At 62.8% G+C, this 18631-nt stretch carries 17 protein-coding genes; 7 read left to right on the plus strand and 10 right to left on the minus strand.

What is annotated here, in order from left to right; translation table 11 throughout:
- Positions 1-34: 34 nt before the first annotated feature.
- The 4 genes from ugpC to ugpB all read right to left on the minus strand — a co-directional run bounded on the left by ugpC (position 35) and on the right by ugpB (position 4243).
- A complete protein-coding gene (ugpC, locus tag NKI19_RS02605; protein ID WP_352567376.1) occupies positions 35-1102 on the minus strand; it encodes a sn-glycerol-3-phosphate ABC transporter ATP-binding protein UgpC in 1068 nt (355 codons plus the stop codon).
- 7 nt (positions 1103-1109) lie between these two features.
- Entirely contained in the window at positions 1110-1958 is an 849-nt protein-coding gene (ugpE, locus tag NKI19_RS02610) for a sn-glycerol-3-phosphate ABC transporter permease UgpE (protein ID WP_352567378.1), read from the minus strand.
- 8 nt (positions 1959-1966) lie between these two features.
- Positions 1967-2851: a sn-glycerol-3-phosphate ABC transporter permease UgpA gene (gene ugpA / locus NKI19_RS02615; RefSeq protein ID WP_352567396.1), complete on the minus strand. Its 885-nt coding sequence runs from the start codon at positions 2849-2851 to the stop codon at positions 1967-1969.
- A gap of 81 nt (positions 2852-2932) precedes the next feature.
- The gene (ugpB, locus tag NKI19_RS02620; RefSeq protein ID WP_352567380.1) at positions 2933-4243 is read right to left on the minus strand and encodes a sn-glycerol-3-phosphate ABC transporter substrate-binding protein UgpB; all 1311 of its coding nucleotides are present in this window, start codon (positions 4241-4243) and stop codon (positions 2933-2935) included.
- Between the two features lie 293 nt (positions 4244-4536).
- Between ugpB and NKI19_RS02625 the strand changes: the two genes are divergently transcribed.
- The gene (locus tag NKI19_RS02625) at positions 4537-6969 is read left to right on the plus strand and encodes a bifunctional diguanylate cyclase/phosphodiesterase (RefSeq protein WP_352567382.1); all 2433 of its coding nucleotides are present in this window, start codon (positions 4537-4539) and stop codon (positions 6967-6969) included.
- A 2-nt stretch (positions 6970-6971) separates the two neighbouring features.
- Here NKI19_RS02625 and tlpA read toward each other — a convergent pair whose 3' ends face one another.
- The gene (gene tlpA / locus NKI19_RS02630; protein ID WP_352567384.1) at positions 6972-7652 is read right to left on the minus strand and encodes a thiol:disulfide interchange protein TlpA; all 681 of its coding nucleotides are present in this window, start codon (positions 7650-7652) and stop codon (positions 6972-6974) included.
- A gap of 35 nt (positions 7653-7687) precedes the next feature.
- Here tlpA and argH point away from each other — a divergent pair, with 35 nt between their 5' ends.
- The 3 genes from argH to lysA all read left to right on the plus strand — a co-directional run bounded on the left by argH (position 7688) and on the right by lysA (position 10653).
- Entirely contained in the window at positions 7688-9088 is a 1401-nt protein-coding gene (argH, locus tag NKI19_RS02635) for an argininosuccinate lyase (RefSeq protein ID WP_352567386.1), read from the plus strand.
- Positions 9089-9159: 71 nt separating this feature from the next.
- On the plus strand, positions 9160-9366 hold the full coding sequence (locus NKI19_RS02640) for a hypothetical protein (RefSeq protein WP_023677931.1): 207 nt from the start codon (positions 9160-9162) through the stop codon (positions 9364-9366).
- An 18-nt stretch (positions 9367-9384) separates the two neighbouring features.
- Entirely contained in the window at positions 9385-10653 is a 1269-nt protein-coding gene (gene lysA / locus NKI19_RS02645) for a diaminopimelate decarboxylase (protein ID WP_352567388.1), read from the plus strand.
- 10 nt (positions 10654-10663) lie between these two features.
- On the opposite strand, the gene NKI19_RS02650 is transcribed toward lysA, so the two are convergent.
- Positions 10664-10966: an ArsR/SmtB family transcription factor gene (locus NKI19_RS02650; protein ID WP_023677929.1), complete on the minus strand. Its 303-nt coding sequence runs from the start codon at positions 10964-10966 to the stop codon at positions 10664-10666.
- Positions 10967-11030: 64 nt separating this feature from the next.
- Here NKI19_RS02650 and NKI19_RS02655 point away from each other — a divergent pair, with 64 nt between their 5' ends.
- Complete coding sequence (locus NKI19_RS02655; RefSeq protein ID WP_352567389.1) at positions 11031-11972, plus strand: threonine/serine dehydratase; 942 nt, start codon at positions 11031-11033, stop codon at positions 11970-11972.
- Between the two features lie 212 nt (positions 11973-12184).
- Complete coding sequence (locus NKI19_RS02660) at positions 12185-14800, plus strand: TIGR02302 family protein (RefSeq protein ID WP_352567390.1); 2616 nt, start codon at positions 12185-12187, stop codon at positions 14798-14800.
- 71 nt (positions 14801-14871) lie between these two features.
- Here NKI19_RS02660 and NKI19_RS02665 read toward each other — a convergent pair whose 3' ends face one another.
- Positions 14872-15729: a LysR family transcriptional regulator gene (locus NKI19_RS02665; protein ID WP_352489421.1), complete on the minus strand. Its 858-nt coding sequence runs from the start codon at positions 15727-15729 to the stop codon at positions 14872-14874.
- Between the two features lie 223 nt (positions 15730-15952).
- Between NKI19_RS02665 and NKI19_RS02670 the strand changes: the two genes are divergently transcribed.
- Positions 15953-16903 (plus strand): DMT family transporter, encoded by a 951-nt coding sequence (locus NKI19_RS02670; protein WP_352489420.1) that lies wholly within the window; start codon positions 15953-15955, stop codon positions 16901-16903.
- 124 nt (positions 16904-17027) lie between these two features.
- Here the strand turns inward: NKI19_RS02670 and NKI19_RS02675 are convergent, their stop codons facing one another.
- The 3 genes from NKI19_RS02675 to NKI19_RS02685 form a co-directional block, all read right to left on the minus strand.
- Entirely contained in the window at positions 17028-17399 is a 372-nt protein-coding gene (locus tag NKI19_RS02675; protein WP_352467556.1) for a response regulator, read from the minus strand.
- A 61-nt stretch (positions 17400-17460) separates the two neighbouring features.
- Positions 17461-18003, minus strand: a complete 543-nt coding sequence (gene hpt, locus NKI19_RS02680) for a hypoxanthine phosphoribosyltransferase (protein ID WP_254816654.1) — start codon at positions 18001-18003, stop codon at positions 17461-17463.
- 183 nt (positions 18004-18186) lie between these two features.
- Entirely contained in the window at positions 18187-18477 is a 291-nt protein-coding gene (locus tag NKI19_RS02685; protein WP_352489419.1) for a hypothetical protein, read from the minus strand.
- Between the last annotated feature and the right edge of the window lie 154 nt (positions 18478-18631).

Consider the following 18631-nt stretch of genomic DNA (forward strand, 5'->3'; position numbering starts at 1 on the left):
GCATAGCACCACTCGGCAGGATGAAAGACCAGTCTCAATCGACCCGTTTACCCGCCAGATCGAACCAATGCAGCTTTTCGGACCTGGCCACGACGCGCAATTGGTCGCCTGGCTTGGCGCTGGCGCGGCCTGAGACGCGCACCACGATGCGGCTGCCGGCTGCCACGCAATGGAGAAAGCTTTCGGCACCGACCGGTTCGACCGCTTCCACTGTCGCCGGCAGGGCGAGCGCGCCGGCCGGCGCCTCTGCCGCGAAGGTGATATCGGCGTCCTCCGGACGAAAGCCGAGTGTCACCGCCTTGCCCTGTCGAGGCGCCAAGCCAATCACAGTACCGTCCGCCAATACCAAGCTTGGGAAGGCCCCTGTGAGCGTCAGCAGATTCATCGGCGGTGCGCCTATGAACGAAGCGACGAAGGTCGAGGCCGGCTTCTCGTACACATCAAGCGGCGCGCCGGTCTGCTCGACCAGTCCGGCGTTCATGACGACGAGAATGTCGGCCAGCGTCATCGCCTCAAGCTGGTCGTGCGTGACATAAACCGAGGTTACGCCAAGCGAGCGCTGCAGATTCTTGATCTCGATGCGCATCTGCCCGCGCAATTTCGCATCGAGGTTGGACAGTGGTTCGTCGAACAGGAAGACCTTCGGGTTGCGCACGATGGCGCGACCCATGGCGACGCGCTGGCGCTGACCGCCGGAAAGCTCGCGCGGGCGCCGATCGAGCAGCGCGGACAGCTCCAGCACCTTGGCAGTCGAGCGTACCCTGCTGTCGATCTCGTCCTTCGGCGTGCCGCGGTTGCGCAGGCCATAGGCCATGTTGTCATAGACCTTCATATGCGGGTAGAGCGCATAGTTCTGGAACACCATGGCGATGTCACGTTCAGTCGGGCCAATGGCGTTGACCACCTTGCCGTCGATGGCGACTGTACCGGCCGAAATCGTCTCCAGCCCGGCGATCATCCTCAGCAGCGTGGACTTGCCGCAGCCGGAGGGGCCGACCAGCACGCAAAGCTCTTTGTCGGGAATGGCGATGGAGACGCCCTTCACGGCTTCGACGCCGCTGGGATAGACCTTCTTCACGTCCTTCAGATCGACGGTCGCCATCGGCTTCTCACTTTTCGGATTCGACCAGGCCGCGCACGAACCAGCGTTGCATCAGCACGACAACCAGGATCGGCGGTACGATGGCAAGCATCGCGGTGACCATGACCAGGTGCCATTGGGTGTCGGCATCGGCGAAGGAAACCATCTTTCTCAGCGCGATGACGATGGTGTTCATGTCGTTGCTGTTGGTGACGAGCAGCGGCCAAAGATACTGCGTCCAGCCATAGATGAAGAGGATCACGAACAGCGCGGCGATGTTTGTCCGCGACAGCGGTACCAGAATATCGAAAAAGAAGCGCCATGGCCCGGCACCGTCGACACGCGCCGCCTCGACCAATTCACCCGGTATGGTCATGAAGAACTGGCGAAATAGCAGCGTTGCGGTGGCCGAGGCGATCAGCGGGATGATCAGGCCGGCATAGGTGTCGATCATGCCGAGATCGACCATCACCTTGTAGGTCGGCAGGATGCGCACCTCGACTGGAAGCATCAAGGTGATGAAGATTAGCCAGAAGAAGGTCATGCGCAGCGGAAAGCGGAAGAACACGATCGCGTAGGCCGACAGGATCGAGATGAAGATCTTTCCCACCGCGACGCCGAGCGCCATGATTGTGGTGTTGAGGAGCAGCCTGCCGACGCTGACCCCGCCAATACGACCAATGCCGCCGAACAACGCCTCGCTGTAATTGTTCAATAGCTGGCCGCCGGGCAAGAGCGGCAGCGGCGGCCTGAGGATCGTTTGCAGCGTGTGTGTCGAGGCCACGAAGGTGTAGTAGATCGGAAAAGCCACGATCAATATGCCAAGGATGAGCACGGCATGGGCGATGAAGGTGCGGAGCGGGGACTGGCCGATCATCGCTGCCCTCAGCCGTAGTGGACTTTGCGTTCCACATAGCGGAACTGGATCGCTGTGAGCGCGATGACGATGGCCATCAGGATGACCGACTGCGCCGCCGAATCGCCCAGGATCAGATTGACGAAGCCGTCATTGTAGACCTTGTAGACCAGCGTCTCGGTCGTCTTGCCCGGCCCGCCGCCGGTGACGGCATGAACGATGCCGAACGTGTCGAACAGGGCATAGACGGTGTTGACGACCAGCAGGAAAAAGGTTGTCGGCGCAAGCAGCGGGAAGACGATGGTCCAGAAGCGCTTGGTTTCGCCGGCGCCGTCCATGGCCGCCGCCTCGATCAGCGTTTTCGGCACCGCCTGCAGGCCGGCGACGAAGAACAGGAAGTTGTAGCTGATCTGCTTCCAGGCAGCAGCCGACACCAGCAGGATCATGGCGTGGTTGCCGTTGAGCAGTGGGTCCCATGCGATGCCGAGGCTTCTCAGCAAATAGGCCAACGAGCCGATCGAAGGATTGAACAGAAAAAGCCAAAGCATGCCGGCAATCGCCGGCGCCACGGCATAAGGCCATATCAACAGTGTGCGGTAGAGGCCTTTGCCGCGCACGGCCTTCTCGGCCATGACCGCGAGAAGCAGGGCCACAACCATGGCAACGATCGCGGTCGCAAGCGAGAACACCACCGTGACCTTGATCGAGTTGAGGTAGGCCGGATCGGCCAGCACCTTCCGGAAATTGGCAAACCAGACGAACCTGCTCTTCAGCCCGAACGGGTCTTGCCTGAGCATCGACTGGTAAAGCGCCTGACCGGCCGGCCAGTAGAAGAAAACCAGGGTGATGGCGAGTTGTGGTGCCACCAGCAGGTAGGGCAGGATCTTGTTGGGAAAGACGATGCGTGCAGACAGGCTGAATTCCCTCGCTATCCAGGCATCGCCCACGCGCGCTCGCGTGGGCGATATTCCAACCGACTAACCGAAATGATCTCGTTAGTTGTCCAGGGCTTCCTTGATCGCGGCGTTGCCGCGCGCGACCGCATTGTCGAGCGCCTGCTGGGCGGTTTGCTGGCCGGCCAGCATCTTCTCCAGCTCCTCGTTCTGGATATCGCGCACCTGCGGCAGATTCGGCAGGCGCACGCCCTTCGAATTGTCCGTCGGCGACTTTCCGATCATCTGCAGGATAGGTGTCTCGCGGCCGGGGTTCTTGTCATAGAAGCCTGATTTCTTGGTCGCCTCGTACGCGGCGAGCGTCACAGGCAGGTATCCCGACTTCTGGTGCAGATATTCCTGCACATCGGTCTTGGACAGATAGGCAAAGAAGGCGGCAACGCCCTTGTATTCCTCGTCCGACTTGTTGCCGAATACCCACAGGCTGGCACCGCCCGGCGTCGTGTTCTGCGGGGCACCCTTGGCGTCACTGTCGTAAGGAAGCTGGCCGATGCCATAGTTCATGCCGGACTTGACGATATCGCCGAGGCCGCCCGAAGATTCGGTGAAGATGCCGCATTCGCCGGCGAGGAATATCTGCTTGGCTTCGGAGGTGCGTCCGCCATATTTGAATGTGCCGTCCTTGGCCAGGTCAGCGAGCGCCTGGAAGTGGTTGACGAAAATCGGCGCATTGATCTTGAGTTCGACGTCACCGCCGGCCAGGCCATTCTGTTGGCTGGCCCAAGGCACGTCATTCCACGCCGCGAAATTCTCCAGGTGGATCCAGGTCAGCCAGGTCGAGGTATAGCCGCAAGAGGCGGCGCCGCTCGTCTTGATCTTCTTGGCAGCCTCCCAAACCTCGTTCCAGGTCTTGGGCGGATTGTTCACGTCGAGGCCTGCCTTCTGGAAGATGTCCTTGTTGTAGTAAAGGATCGGCGAGGAGGAGTTGTAGGGGAACGACAGCATGGTGCCGTCCGGCTTCGAATAATAGCCGACGATGCCGGGCAGATACTGGCTCTTGTCGAAGGTCATCCCAGCACCGGTCATCACATCGGCCACCGGCTTGATCGCACCCTCGGCCGCCATCATCACGCCGGTGCCGACATCGAACACCTGGAGGATATCGGGCGCTTGGCCGGCGCGGAAGGCAGCGATGCCCGCATTCAGCGTCTCCGGATAGGTGCCCTTGAACACCGGAACGAGCTCATAGTCGCTCTGGCTGGCGTTGAAATCCTTGGAGATCTTGTCGACGACCTCGGCGTTGGCGCCGGTCATGGCGTGCCACCAGCTGATCTGCGTGACGGCGAAGGCGGAGGTGGTGGAAAGCAGGGTCAAGGTGGCGGCGATACCGGCCGCGAAGCCGAGGAACTTCATGTTTCATCTCCCGTTTGTCATTGGCGAAAGGGGCACTTCCGCAAAGCCAATATGTGGCGCTGATGACAATCGGACAACGGTTTTGTTGCGGATCAATGAACATCATTTCCTACTAAACTGCAGTCCCCGAAACGCGGCGTCAGAAACTACATCACCGCCTTTTCGGCGCAGCAGCGTCGGTTTTCCCCCGAAAAGACCCGCCTCATGGCCCGCGGGTTAACCATTCGTTAAAATCTCCAAGAGCTAATCAGTCACACCTCCCCTGTTAGTTTTGGCAGACCGAGTGAACCAGGATGCTGACGGTCTATAATTGTATTGTAAGTCAGCACGATCCGAGACTGGTTGCGCTTGCCGCACTCGTCTGTGGAATTTCTTGCTTCTCAGCGGTTAATCTCCTTAAGCATGTCGGCCGATCGACCGAGCGAAACCGGCTTGTCTGGCTGATGATTGCCGCTGCCTCGACCGGGTTCGGCATATGGGCGACGCATTTCATCGCCATGACCGCGTTTACGCCGGGAATACCGAACGCATACAACCCGGCATTATCCGCCTTTTCGCTTGCCGCCGCCGTCATCCTGACCGCGCTTGGGATGTGGGTCGCCACTTTGCGCCGCGGCATCGACCATTTCCTCGTCGGTGGCGCCATCCTGGGCGGCGCCATCGCGACGATGCACTACATCGGCATGGCCGCTTTCGAGGTCGAAGGCCGGGTCGTATGGAACCTGCTCCTTGTCGCGATATCGCTTCTGGCCGGCGTGACCCTTGCGGCACTGGCCCTTCTTGTAGTCTTGCGCCGCCCGTCAGCGCTCGCGACACTTGGCGGCGCCGCGCTTTTGACGCTGGCGATCTGCAGCTTGCATTTCATCGCGATGGCCGCGGTGTCGATCATTCCGGATTCCTCGATTGAAATATCGGCACATTCAATCGATCCCGTTTCCCAGGCCTTTGCCGCAGCGGTCGCCAGCCTGATAATCCTTGTGCTGTCGGGCACCGCCCTGTGGATCGACCTGCGCTTTCGCCGCCAGAAGCTCGAGGCCGATCGCATGCACGATCTCGCCAATGCGGCGGTGGAAGGTCTGATCGTTTGCGATGGCACCCGCATCGTCAGCGCCAATGACAGTATGGCGCAGCTGACCGGAACAGCGACAGCCACCCTCAACACGATGCAATTCGGCGAGCTTTTCGACGGACAGGGCGCAGCCGATATGTCCGGCTTCGGCGAACAGGCGCAGGAAGCGAAATTAAGGGGCAGCGACGGAGCGAGAATTCCTGTCGAACTGATCGCCAGGAAGATCACCTACTGCGGCAGGCCTCATACGGTGCTTGCCGTCCGCGACATCCGTGAGCGCAAGAAGGCGGAAGAGGAGATCCTCCGCCTCGCGCATTTCGACCCACTTACCGGGCTTGCGAATCGGCGGAGCTTTTCTTCCCGGCTGGAAGCAGAATTCGCCTCGATGGATCGTGGCGGCAAGGATGGATATCTGGCGCTCCTGCTGCTTGACCTCGACCGGTTCAAGCAGGTCAACGACCTCCACGGCCACGGCGCCGGCGACGCCATGTTGCAGAAGCTGGCGCACTGCATTGCCGGCATCCCGCGCCAAGGGCAGTTGCTCGCGCGTCTCGGCGGCGACGAATTTGCCATCATAGCGCCGAACCTCCCCGACCCCCTGGCCGCAGGTCGGATAGCCGAGGACTTGCTGGCGGCGATCCGGGAGGAAAACAGGGTTTCAGTCGGCTCCGGCCTTGTCTCGGCCAGCATCGGCATCGCTTTCTTTCCGCTGGATGCCGAAGACCAGGCCGGCCTGATCAGCCACGCCGACACGGCACTCCATCGCGCCAAAACCGAAGGCAGGGACACTTACCGGTTTTTCGAGATAGCCATGGGCACCGCGGCCCGCGACAAGCGCGTGATGGAGCATGAATTGCGCCAGGCGATCGCCCGCAAGGAGTTCCACCTCGTCTACCAGCCCCAGAAGGAGATCCGCGGCGGCAGGATGATCGGCTTCGAAGCCCTGGTCCGTTGGCAGCATCCGGAGCGGGGTGACATTTCTCCGGCCGTTTTCATCCCCGTGGCAGAGGACAGTGGCGCGATCGCCCAGATCGGCGACTGGGTGCTGACGACGGCCTGTAACGATGCTGCTCGCTGGACAAACCCGCTAATGGTCGCCGTCAACGTCTCCGCCGTGCAACTTCACAATCCGAACTTCAGCCGCAAGGTGCACGACGCATTGTCGAGATCCGGCCTGGCCCCCGGCAGACTCGAACTGGAGATCACCGAAACGGCCCTGGTGAAGGACATGCCGCGCGCGCTGGCAACCTTGAGGCAGGTCAAGGCGCTTGGCGTGCATGTGGCGATGGACGATTTTGGCACCGGCTATTCTTCGCTGTCCAACCTTAGCGCCTTTCCCTTCGACAAGATCAAGATCGACGGGTCGTTCATCAAATCGGTCGACAAGAACGCCCAGTTCGCGGCGATCGTTCGCGCCGTGCTGGGGCTTGGACGCGGTCTCGGCCTGCCAGTCCTTGCGGAGGGCATCGAGACGCCGGGTGAATTGCAGTTCCTGGACGCCGAGGCTTGCGAGATTGGGCAAGGCTATTACCTCGGCAAACCGGCTCCGATCGAAACATTCGGCGAACTGACGGGCGTGGCCGCTCCGGCAATCCGCACCGCCAGCCGACGCGGCGCAAGCATTGCCGTGCTCAAGCCGCGCCTGCGCACGGTCTGAGCCTATCCTGGCTGAAGCGCCGCCTCGACCAGACGCTTGGCATCCGGCCCCGACCATTCGGCCGGGCCGTTCATATGGGCGATCAGGCAGCCTTGCCCATCGATCAGCATGGTGACGGGCAGACCGAGCGCAAGGCCACGCGTCTTGACGTCGTTGAACACCGCCATGGTGGCGTCGCGATAGTAGCCGAGCGACTTGACGCCGGTGTCCTCCAGGAACTTCTTCGGTTTGGCATCGTCGCCGGCATCGACGTTGACGGCAACAACCTGAAACGCATCGCTGCCCATCTCCTTCTGCAGCGCATCGAGCGCCGGCATTTCGGCGCGGCAAGGTGCACACCATGTCGCCCACAGATTGAGCAGCACCGTCTTGCCGGCATGATCGGCGATCGTCGTCGGCTTGCCGTCGGGGCCGTTGAAGGCAAGGCTTTTCAGCGATTGCGGCGGATCCGCCGGCAAAAGCGCGGCAACTTGGCCGGTAGCAGCGGCGGCGATCATCTTGGCACGGTCGGTCTTGGCGGCGCAGGCGACGTCGTCCTTGCCGCCGGCGGCCACTTGCACGGGCGCCTTGTTGCCAGAACTGCTTTCCCTGACATATACCGCGACCGCGCCGGCCAGCACGCCCGCAACCAAAGCGGCGAGGATGAGACGCAAAGCCGGGAAAAATCTATTGCCGTCTGCCATTTTTGAAAAACTGCTCCGGAGCACGGGTTATAGCGATGAACGACAAGAAGGCCAGCAACCAGATGTGGGGCGGACGTTTTGCCTCGGGTCCGGCCGCAATCATGGAAGCGATCAACGCGTCGATCTCGTTCGACCGCAAGCTCTATGCGCAGGATATTCGCGGCTCGATCGCCCATAGCCAGATGCTGGCGCAAACGGGCATTATTTCGGCGGCCGATCAAGAAAAAATCACTCACGGGCTGAACACGATCCTGGCAGAGATCGAGGCCGGCACATTCGAGTTCTCGACCAGGCTGGAAGACATCCACATGAATGTCGAGGCCCGTCTGGCCGATTTGATCGGCCCCGCCGCCGGCCGCCTGCATACCGCCCGCTCGCGCAACGACCAGGTGGCGGTCGACCTCAGGCTGTGGGTCAAGGACGAGTGCTTTCGCGTCGCCGAGGCGCTGAAGGGCCTGATCACGGCGTTCCTGGAACGGGCCGAGGAGCATGCGGCAACGGTCATGCCGGGCTTCACCCACATGCAGGCAGCGCAGCCGGTGACCTTCGGCCACCACTGCATGGCCTATGTCGAGATGTTTGCGCGCGACCTGTCGCGTGTTCGCGACGCGATCGAGCGGATGGATGAAAGCCCGCTCGGCGCTGCCGCCCTCGCCGGCACCAGCTTTCCCATCGACCGGCACCAGACGGCGAAGGCGCTTGGCTTCCGCGAGCCGATGCGCAATTCGCTCGACAGCGTTTCGGACCGCGATTTTGCGCTCGAGTTCCTGGGCGTAGCAGCGATCTGCGCGACGCATCTGTCGCGGCTGGCCGAAGAGATCATCATCTGGTCGACGCCGCAATTCGGCTTCGTCAGGCTGTCGGATAGTTTCTCGACGGGTTCGTCGATCATGCCGCAGAAGAAGAACCCCGACGCTGCCGAACTGGTGCGCGGCAAGACCGGCCGCGTCACCGGCCATCTGGTCGGTCTGCTGACGGTGATGAAGGGCATGCCGCTGACCTATGGCAAGGACATGCAGGAAGACAAGGAATCCGTCTTCGACACGGCAGAGACGCTCGACCTGATGCTGGCGGCGATGACCGGCATGGTGCGCGACATGACAGTGAACACCGCGGCGATGAAGAAGGCGGCCGGCGCCGGCTATTCGACTGCGACCGACCTCGCCGACTGGCTGGTGCGCACGCTCGGCCTGCCGTTCCGCGAGGCGCACCATATCACTGGCCGGGCGGTGGCGCTGGCCGAGGACAGGAAGATCGGGCTCGACAGGCTTTCGCTGGAGGACCTGCAGTCCATTCACCCCGGTATCAGCGCCGACGTATTTTCGGTTCTCGCCGTGCAGAATTCTGTAATGAGCCGCACGAGCTTCGGCGGCACCGCGCCGTCCGAGGTGCGCAAGCAGATCCGCTACTGGAAAAAGCGGCTCGCCAAGGCGTAAGACGCGGGGTGCAATGGCCGCAAAACTCGGCTAGAAGCGGCTGCGGGCAACAGTTTCGGACGGATGGCACGATGACCGGAAGCAGGATTTTGGTGACGCTGACGCTGCTGGCAGCAATGGCCACCGTTGCGGCTTGCGGCAGGAAGGCTGCGCTCGATACGCCCTACGCGGCAGCCGTGCAGGCCCGCAAGGACGCCGAGAAGGCCAAGCAACCTTTGCCGCCGGAGCCGGAAAAACCTGTCGAGGACAAGAAATTCATCCTCGACCCGCTGCTCTGATTTTTCGGACCAAATCTCGTGAACCATTTCGACTACCGCGACGGCGCGCTGCATGCCGAGGACGTGGCGATATCAGACATCGCCGCCAGCGTCGGCACGCCGTTCTATTGTTATTCGACGGCGACGCTGACCAGGCATTTTCGCGTCTTCACAGAGGCCTTTGCCGGGCTCGACGCTCTCGTCTGCTATGCCATGAAGGCGAATTCCAACCAGGCCGTGCTGACGGTGCTGGCAAGGCTCGGCGCCGGCGCCGACGTGGTCTCGGAGGGCGAATTGCGCCGCGCTTTGGCGGCCGGCATCCCGGCAAGCAAGATCCTGTTTTCGGGCGTCGGCAAGACCGCGCGCGAAATGGATTTTGCGCTCTCGGCCGGCATTCTCTGTTTCAACGTCGAATCCGAACCGGAGCTGGAGCTGCTGTCGGCTCGCGCCACCGCGCTGGGCAAGATCGCGCCGATCTCGCTGCGCATCAATCCGGATGTCGACGCCAGGACGCACAAGAAGATTTCGACTGGGAAGGCCGAGAACAAGTTCGGCATTCCCTGGCAACAGGCGCGGAAGGTCTATTCCCGCGCGGCTGAGCTGCCGGGCATCAAGGTAACCGGCATAGACACCCATATCGGCAGTCAGATCACCGAATTGCAGCCCTTCGACGACGCCTTTGCGCTGCTGGTGGAGCTGGTCGGCGCCTTGCGCTCCGACGGTCATGCCATCGAGCACATCGATGTCGGCGGCGGCCTTGGCATTCCCTACCGCGTCGACAACAACCCGCCGCCTTTGCCCGATGCCTATGCCCAGATCGTCAGGAAGCATGTTGCCAAACTTGGGCTGAAAGTGATGTTCGAGCCAGGCCGGCTGATCGTCGGCAATGCCGGCATACTGGTCTCGCAGGTGATCTTCGTGAAGGACGGCGACGCCAAGAACTTCCTCGTCGTCGACGCTGCGATGAACGATCTGATCCGGCCGACGCTTTACGACGCTTTCCACGACATCAGGCCGGTGGCGCAGCAGCCGGCCGCAGCACCACGCATGAAGGTCGACGTCGTTGGCCCGGTCTGCGAGACCGGCGACTATCTCGGGCTCGACCGTGACCTGCCCCGGCTGAAATCCGGCGACCTGATCGCGGTCTCCACCGCCGGCGCCTATGGCGCCGTCCAGGCCGGCACCTACAATACCAGGCTGCTGGTACCGGAAGTGCTGGTCGACGGCGACCGCTTCCACGTTGTGCGCCCGCGCCAGACCTATGACGAGCTGATCGGACTGGATTCGGTGCCGGACTGGTTGAAGTAGAACTCTGCAGCTACAGCCGGTGCTGAATGAGCGCCCTGGTCTCGGCGATTCTGTCCTCGTTTCGGCGATAGAATATCCACTGCTTGATGCGCTTGCTGCGCAAAAGCCCTGCCTGGGTGAGCACGCGCATATGCTCGCTGAGCGTTGCCTGGGTGATCCCCAGCTTTTCCGCGATCAGCAGCGCGCAGACGCCGTCCTCGACCAGATCGCCGTCCGTCTGCGGCGGAAAATGCGCGCGCGGGTCCTTGAGCCAATCGAGGATCTGCAGCCTGCGCTCGTTGGCAATCGCTTTGAAGACGTCGACCTCTTGCATTTAGGTACTTTGCCAAGTTACTAAGTAATGTCAACTCTGAATGTCAGCTCTGGGGAGTGAAAGCATGCTGCACGGCCACACGATCACACGCGAGCGCATCGCTGCAATGGAGCCGCGCATCCGGCCCTACGTGCGCCACACGCCGGTGCTGCGCGTCGACATGGCCGATTTCGGCCGCCCGCCTCTACCTGTCGACCTGAAGCTTGAGTGCTTGCAGCATTCCGGCTCGTTCAAGGCGCGTGGTGCGTTCACCAATCTCCTCGAACGGCCGGTTCCTGCGGCCGGCGTCGTCGCCGCATCGGGCGGCAACCACGGCGCCGCCGTTGCCTATGCGGCCATGCGGCTCGGCCACAAGGCGACCATCTTTGTTCCCGACGTGAGCCCGCCGGCCAAGCTGGACCGCATCCGCGGTTACGGCGCCGAGCTGATCGTCGGCGGCGCCCGTTATGCCGAGGCGCTGGCCGCCAGCGAGAGCTTCGCCGAAAAATCCGGCGCGCTGCAGATCCACGCCTTCAACCAGGAGGAGACGCTGGTCGGGCAAGGCACGCTCGGCCTCGAGATCGAGGCCGACCTGCCGAAGCTCGACACCCTGCTGGTCGCCGTCGGTGGGGGCGGCCTGATCGGCGGCATCGCCGCCTGGTTTTCCGGCCGCATCAGGATCATCGCCGTCGAACCGGAGGGTGCGCCGACGCTTCATCGCGCCTTCGAGGCGGGCCGACCCGTCGACGCGCCGGCGGAGGGCATCGCCGCCGATTCGCTCGCGCCGAAACGTGTCGGCGAAATGATGTTTCCTATCGCCGAGGCATTCGTCGAGCGCTCGATCCTGGTCGGCGACGACGACATTATCGCCGCCCAGGCGGCGCTCTGGGACCGAGTGCGAATCATCTCCGAGCCGGGTGGTGCGGCCGCCTTCGCGGCGCTACTGTCCGGCCGCTACGCACCGGCTGCAGGCGAGCGCGTTGCCGTACTGGTCTGCGGCGCAAACGCCAATCCGGCGAAATTCTGACAATATCCGGGGCATTATTGTTCACGTTTTGGGGAACCGCCTCGCCTTCGCCGTGTTTGTTGGTATCCTTAGGACGATGTGCATCCGCTTGGACGCACGAAGTACGCGCTAAGATTTTAGGTCTTCGCATCGTGCTTCCCGAAAATCGACTTTTCGGGCCCGTGCGATAGACTCGTGAGGCCTGGGCTATCCCGCCCGGCCAGGAAGGGCCGATGACACAACGACCCATTTTCACCAGCGATCGCAGTCTGGCCAGGCGCCTTGCCTTGAGCCGGCTGGGGACGCAGGTCTCGATAATCGTCGAACGCGGCTGGCCATTGCTGCTGCCACTGATCGTCGTCGCCAGCCTGTTCCTCAGCATCTCGTGGCTCGGCCTGTTCCCATTTTTGCCCGATCTGGCGCGGATCGGTCTCATCACGGCATTCGGCGTCGCAGCGCTTGCCGCACTCTACCCGCTGCGTTTCTTCCGCACGCCATCCAGTGCCGAGGTCGACCGCCGCATCGAGGCGGCCAACCGATTGCTGCACAGCCCGGTGCAGGTCCAGACCGATCGCCCGAGCGGCAAGGAAAGCATTTTTTCGCAAGCCCTGTGGCGCGAGCATCAGCGGCGCATGGCGGACCGGCTGGGTGAGCTTGGCGGCGACGTGCCGCGCACACGCGTGCCGGAACGCGACCCGTGGGCGCTGCGCGCCGTTGCCGCGCTTTTGTTGGTCACTGCCTTTGCCTTCTCCTTTGGGCCATCGGGCGGCAGGCTGAGCGACGGTTTTGTTGCCCGTGCCGCCCGCGACGTCGTGCCGCCGCGCATTGATGCCTGGGTGACGCCGCCGGCCTATACCGGCAGGCCGCCGGTATTCCTGAACGCCCCGGCCCTGGCCAACAACGCCACTCAAGCGGCGCCGACCTTCACGGTTCCGGAGGGCAGCGACGTGTCCCTGCGCGTCACCGGCGGTTCGGGCGAGGAAACGCTGAGCTACGCCGACACCGGCGGCAACACCCGCGCCATCGATCCGACCGGGCCGCAAGCCGCCAAGACTGAGGCAAGTCCGGCAACGCCTTCCACCGTGCGCCAGTTCAGCGGCAAGTTGACGGCCGACGGCACGCTGACGCTGCAGTCCGGCGACGGCGAGCTCGGCCGCTGGGCCTTCGCCATAATTCCCGACAAGCCGCCGCAGATCCGCTTTGTCGGCGAGCCGAAACGCGCCGTCAACGGTGCTTTCGAGCTCAACTACCAGATCGACGACGACTATGGCGCGGCCTCCGCAAAGGCGGTTTTCGCACTGGCCGATCCGCAAGTGCCCAACGCGCATCCGCTCTATGGCCCGCCGGAAATGCCGCTGACGTTACCGCGCCGCGGCGGCAAGGCCAATGCCGCCAGGACGACGAAGGACCTGACCAACCATGTCTGGGCCGGCGGCACCGTCAAGCTGTCGCTTGTCGCCACCGACGGTGCCGGACACACGGCGACCAGCGAAACCAAGACGCTGGTGATGCCGGAGCGGCCATTCTCCAATCCGTTGGCGCGGGCGGTGGTCGAGCAGCGCCGCATACTGGCGCTCGACGCCTATGCCAAGGACCGCGTGCTCGACCTGATGGATGCGATCACGCTCAGGCCCGAAGACACGTTCGACAACATGGCGCACTACCTCGCCATCATGAGCGCCCGCACCCGGCTGAAGATGGCCGACAGCGACGACCAGTTGCGCGACGAGGTCGCTTACCTCTGGGAGATCGCGCTCGGTATCGAGGAAGGCAATCTTTCGGCGGCCGAAAAGCGGCTCCGCCAGGCGCAGCAGGCGCTGCAGGATGCGATCAAGAACGGCGCCAGCGACCAAGAGATCGAGAAGGCGATGAAGGAACTGCGCGAGGCTATGAACCAGTTCCTGCAGGAATTCGCGGCGCGGGCGCAGCAGAATCCGAATGCGCCACAGATGCAGCAGAACGGCCAGGAACTGCGCCAGAGCGACATCGACCGCATGATGGACCAGATCGAGAACCTGGCGAAGTCCGGCAATCGCGACCAGGCGCAGCAATTGCTGTCCGAGCTGCAGGACATGATGAACAATCTGCAGGCAGGCCGCCAGCAGCAAGGCGGCCAGCAGGACAGCGAGATGCGCCAGCAGATGGACAAGCTGGGCGAGATCATGCGGCGCCAGCAGGAGATGATGAACGACACTTTCCGTATGGACCAGTTGCAGCGCGGCCAGCAACAGCGCGGGCAGAACCGCGACGAGCAGCTCGGCGAGAACGGTGAGCCGGGCCCGATGGACGAACAGGGCAAGCCCGGACCGAGTGACGACCGCGATCCGCTCGGCCGGCCGAAGCCGATGACGCCGCAGGAATTTGCCGATGCGCTGAAGCAATTGCAGGAAGGCCAGGGCAAGCTGCAGAGCGAGCTCGATCAATTGAGGAAGAGCCTCGAAGGGATGGGCCTCGACCCCAATGAAGGGTTTGGCGAGGCCGGTAAATCCATGGGCAATGCCGAACAGGAGCTCGGCGAGGGCGAAGGCGACCAGGCGGTCGGTCACCAGGGCCGCGCATTGGAAGCCTTGCGCAGGGGCGCCAAGGACATGATGAAACAATTGCAGGCGATGCAAGGCGACCAGGGTGGCAACGGGCAGGGCGGACGCCAGCAGAATGCCGATCGTGACCCGCTCGGGCGGCCCCGCACCAGCGAAGGTCCCGATGACGGAAGTTCGGTGAGGGTGCCTGATGAGATCGACGTTCAGCGTGCCCGCCAAATCCTCGAAGCGATCCGCAAGCGGCTCGGCAATGCGCTCAGCCCCGATATCGAGCGCAGCTATCTGGAGCGGTTGCTGGAGCTGAAGTAAGGCTGCCTATATTCGGAAGATCGCCGCGCGCGGTCCGTGGTGGCCGCCACCGCCGGACTGAGCGGCACGTTTTAACGGTTGGTGAACGCTTCGCGGATCGCCTCTTCCATGCCGTCAATGGCCTCGCCGGAAGCATTCGGATTGCGCCGCAGCACCACGTTCGAGGAATCGATGTCGCCGAACCCGTCGGCGGCCGTAAGCTCGCGGCAGCCGGCCGGGATGTTGCTGCGCGAGATCGGCGCAATCGCCAGCCCGGAGGTGACGGCGAGCCGCAGGCCGCCATTGGTATCGCTAGTGTAGGCGACACGATAGGCGAGATCGCGCTGTTCCAGCGACTTTATCGCGAAATCCTTGCACCACCCCGCACGGTTGTAGAGCGCGATCGGCACCGGCCGCTCCTCATGCATGTGATGCAGCTCCGACGTCACCCATACGGTTGGGTCGTGCATCAGCACCTCACCGCCCGACAGATCCTGCCATTCGAACACCACCGCCAGATCGAGCTCGCCGGCGGCGAGCGCCGCGATCTGCGCACCGGAATGCGCATAGCGGACGGTGATGTCGACCTGAGGATGGCGCTTGGCAAAGGCGCCGAGCGCGCGCGACAGGATCGCGTGGCCATATTCCTCTGGGATACCGATGCGCACCGGCCCGCCAAGCGGCGCCGCGACCATCGATGCCGCCGTCTCGTCGAGCAGTGAAACGATGCGCCTGGCGTTGGCGACGAGCTCGCCGCCGCGCCGCGTCAGCGCCACACCGCGCGAGCCGCGCTCGAACAGACTGTCGCCGACCATGCCTTCGAGCTTCTTCATCTGCATCGAGACCGCCGACTGGGTGCGGCCGGCCCGCTCCGCCGCCTTGGTGAAATTGCCGGTGTCGGCGACCGCCACGAAGGTGCGCAACAGGTCGCTGTCGAGATTGGGTCGCATGTGCCCACCATAAGGAAATCTGATTGCTGGCATCATTCCAATTCGTTTGCAACATGTCAAACGGCGGACGATAGTCGCCTTACCCATTGGATATGCGGCCGCGAAATCGGCTGCGGACCAATCAAAAGTCCTCACTCGTACCCGCTGCCCGAAACGGTGGCGGGTTCTTTTTACCCGGATGCAGGCCTGCTTTCGGCCGCGCACGCGGAAGACAGGAGCGCCTATGCAGAATCGGCTTGTGCTCGGCATCCTCAGCCTCTGTCTCGGCGTGCTGGTCTTTTCGCTGCAGGACCCGCTGGTCAAGGCGGTGTCGAGCCACTATCCGGTCACCGAGGTGATGGCGATCCGCTCGATCGTCGCCCTGCCGATCCTGGTTTTCCTTGTCCACGCCGATGTCGGATTGCAGGCGATCCTGTCGAAGCGATTCGGCATGCTGACGATGCGCGCCTTCATCCAGTTCACCTCCTATACGGCCTACTATCTGGCAATCGCCGCCCTGCCGCTGGCTGACGCGGTGGCGCTCTATTTCATGGCGCCGCTGTTCATCATGGCGTTGGCCGGCCCCTATCTCGGCGAACGCGTGTCCTGGCAGGCGCTCGCCACCGTCCTGGTCGGCATGCTCGGCGTGCTGGTGATGGTGCGCCCGGGTGCCGGCTTGTTCGACTGGGCAGCGCTGCTGTCGCTAGGCTCGGCTCTGCTCTACGGTTTCTCGCAGCTGATGGCCCGCAAGATCGGCGACACCGAATCCTCGACTGTCATGGCGTTCTATCAGAACGGCGCCTATCTGGTCGGCGCCGCCTTGGTGGCGGGATTGTTTTGGCTGGCAGGCATTGACCATGCCGTGCATCCGAGCCTCGAATTCCTCGTCCGGCCATGGGTCTGGCCGACGACGCCGGATCTGCTCAAGATGGGAGCATGCGGCTTCGTTGCCTCGGCCGGCATGATCCTGTTGTCGCAGGCCTACCGGCTGGCGCCCGCCAACAGCGTCGCCACCTTCGAATACACCGGTATCATCTGGTCGCCGCTATGGGGTTTTCTGTTCTTTGCCGAAGTGCCGCGACCAGCGACGGCGGCCGGCGTAGCCCTCATCATCGGCGCCGGCCTGTTTGCCCTCAATGCCAGCCGGCACCGGAGCGGCGCGCCAGCTATTGCGGCGACCTGCGACCCTGCCTGAAGGCGGTCGGCCTTGGGCTTTAACGCATGTCGCGCAAAAGTGTGCAGCGGTTTTGCGATAACGACATGCATAAAAAAGAAGAACCTAAAGCGAGTCGCATGAGGCCGATCGAACGCGACGCGCTTTAGGCGAAGCAGGCGAGCGCCTGTTCGACGCGGGCGCGGATTTCAGCCAGCGTGAACGGCTTTTGCACGACGTCCAGAATAATGCCGTTCAATTCCTCGGCGCGCTCGCGCTGGTCGGCATAGCCGGTCATCAGCATGATCTTCATCGCCGGGAACAGCGCCGCTGCCGCCTTGGCCATCTCGATGCCGTCCATTTCCGGCATGCGGATGTCGGACAGCACAAGGTCATAGCTCCCTTGCGCCGCCCGGATCAGAGAAAGGCCATGTGCGCCGTCGGCGGCAACAGTGACATTATGCCCGGCGCGTTCGAGCGCACGAGCGGCGAGAGTGCGGACGGATTCATCATCCTCGACGATCAGGAGCTTTGCCATGGGCAGGATATTTGGCGGGGAAAAGTTGATGTTTCCTGAACCGCGAGCGGCGACAACCCAACTAGGCGTCGCCCTTGACGATGCCGACAAAAGGCAATTCGCGAAACGCGTGGGCGACGTCCATGCCATAACCGACGACGAAATAATCGGGGCAGTCGAAGCCGACATAGTCGGCGTTGAGCGTGGTCTGGCGGCGCATGCGCTTGTCGAGCAGCACGGCGATGGCACAGCTCCGCGCGCCGCGCGACAGCATGAGGTCGCGGGTGAAACTCAGCGTCTTGCCGGATTCCAGAATGTCGTCGATCAAAAGCACGTCGCGACCGGCGACCTCGTTGTCGATGTCGCGCAGCACTCTCACCTCACCGCTGGTCGTGCCGGCGCCATAGCTGGAGATGAAGATGAACTCGACCTCCGGCGACAGGCCGACATCGTGCATGGCACGGATAAGATCGGCGGCGAAGATGAACGATCCCTTCAGCACCGAGATTACCAGAAGGTCGTGATAGTCGTGCCCGGCGATCTCCTTGGCAAGTTCCAGGTTCCGCCGCGCGATGGCGGACGCCGAAAACAGGACTTCGATGTCCTTGCCGCGCACAACTGGCATTGGCTGCCTTTCCAGAAATGATCGCCTTTGCAGGCGAAGCCGACCGAAACGGTCTTCAACCCGTTTCTAGGCCTGTCGTTCCATCTGGCAAGGCCAATCTTTCGCAGGGCGCCCGCGAACGGTCGGATATCCCAGCGCGTCGCGAATCGCTTATCTGGTGACCGTTGATTTTCTGGCGCCGCTCTAACGAACCAGCGCATGCCCGCCCGATATCCAGAAGGCGGCAAAGGCGGCACCGACGCCGACAATCCAGAAGATCGGCCCACCATGCACCCACAACGGCCGGTCGACGGCGGTTTCGGGCTTGCGCAACATGTCCATGCCTTCGATCGAAGGCGTGGAAATCATGCGCGCAGGCGGCGGCGCAAAGTCTGGATGTATAAAATGGCGGGGCAGCACCTCATAATCGGCATCGATGACGTCGGCGGTCACGTCGCGCACGATGCGTTCCGGCTCGGCGGCCGGATCGGTCATGATTTCGCCGGAAATCGGGCGCGCGGTTCGATCCTCAGCCGTCATGGCCCAACACTACGCCACCTGTTCGCTGTTCGTTTCTTTTGGGTAAACGGAAATGGTTAACGCTTCCCCACCGGAACCTCTGTGACTCGCTCGAAAAGCCCCCAAATTA

Source organism: Mesorhizobium sp. M0751, from assembly GCF_040320265.1.
In the GTDB taxonomy this organism is placed as follows: Bacteria; Pseudomonadota; Alphaproteobacteria; order Rhizobiales; family Rhizobiaceae; genus Mesorhizobium.

What these genes read in the sequence shown, in the direction of transcription:
- hpt (WP_254816654.1), bottom strand. Translation starts at nt 18,003, where the DNA reads ATGCCAGTTGTGCGCGGCAAGGACATCGAAGTCCTGTTTTCGGCGTCC.
- NKI19_RS02660 (WP_352567390.1), top strand. Translation starts at nt 12,185, where the DNA reads ATGACACAACGACCCATTTTCACCAGCGATCGCAGTCTGGCCAGGCGC.
- argH (WP_352567386.1), top strand. Translation starts at nt 7,688, where the DNA reads ATGAACGACAAGAAGGCCAGCAACCAGATGTGGGGCGGACGTTTTGCC.
- ugpB (WP_352567380.1), bottom strand. Translation starts at nt 4,243, where the DNA reads ATGAAGTTCCTCGGCTTCGCGGCCGGTATCGCCGCCACCTTGACCCTG.
- tlpA (WP_352567384.1), bottom strand. Translation starts at nt 7,652, where the DNA reads ATGGCAGACGGCAATAGATTTTTCCCGGCTTTGCGTCTCATCCTCGCC.
- NKI19_RS02650 (WP_023677929.1), bottom strand. Translation starts at nt 10,966, where the DNA reads ATGCAAGAGGTCGACGTCTTCAAAGCGATTGCCAACGAGCGCAGGCTG.
- NKI19_RS02655 (WP_352567389.1), top strand. Translation starts at nt 11,031, where the DNA reads ATGCTGCACGGCCACACGATCACACGCGAGCGCATCGCTGCAATGGAG.
- NKI19_RS02685 (WP_352489419.1), bottom strand. Translation starts at nt 18,477, where the DNA reads ATGACCGATCCGGCCGCCGAGCCGGAACGCATCGTGCGCGACGTGACC.
- ugpC (WP_352567376.1), bottom strand. Translation starts at nt 1,102, where the DNA reads ATGGCGACCGTCGATCTGAAGGACGTGAAGAAGGTCTATCCCAGCGGC.
- NKI19_RS02625 (WP_352567382.1), top strand. Translation starts at nt 4,537, where the DNA reads ATGCTGACGGTCTATAATTGTATTGTAAGTCAGCACGATCCGAGACTG.
- NKI19_RS02675 (WP_352467556.1), bottom strand. Translation starts at nt 17,399, where the DNA reads ATGGCAAAGCTCCTGATCGTCGAGGATGATGAATCCGTCCGCACTCTC.
- ugpE (WP_352567378.1), bottom strand. Translation starts at nt 1,958, where the DNA reads ATGATCGGCCAGTCCCCGCTCCGCACCTTCATCGCCCATGCCGTGCTC.
- NKI19_RS02640 (WP_023677931.1), top strand. Translation starts at nt 9,160, where the DNA reads ATGACCGGAAGCAGGATTTTGGTGACGCTGACGCTGCTGGCAGCAATG.
- NKI19_RS02670 (WP_352489420.1), top strand. Translation starts at nt 15,953, where the DNA reads ATGCAGAATCGGCTTGTGCTCGGCATCCTCAGCCTCTGTCTCGGCGTG.
- NKI19_RS02665 (WP_352489421.1), bottom strand. Translation starts at nt 15,729, where the DNA reads ATGCGACCCAATCTCGACAGCGACCTGTTGCGCACCTTCGTGGCGGTC.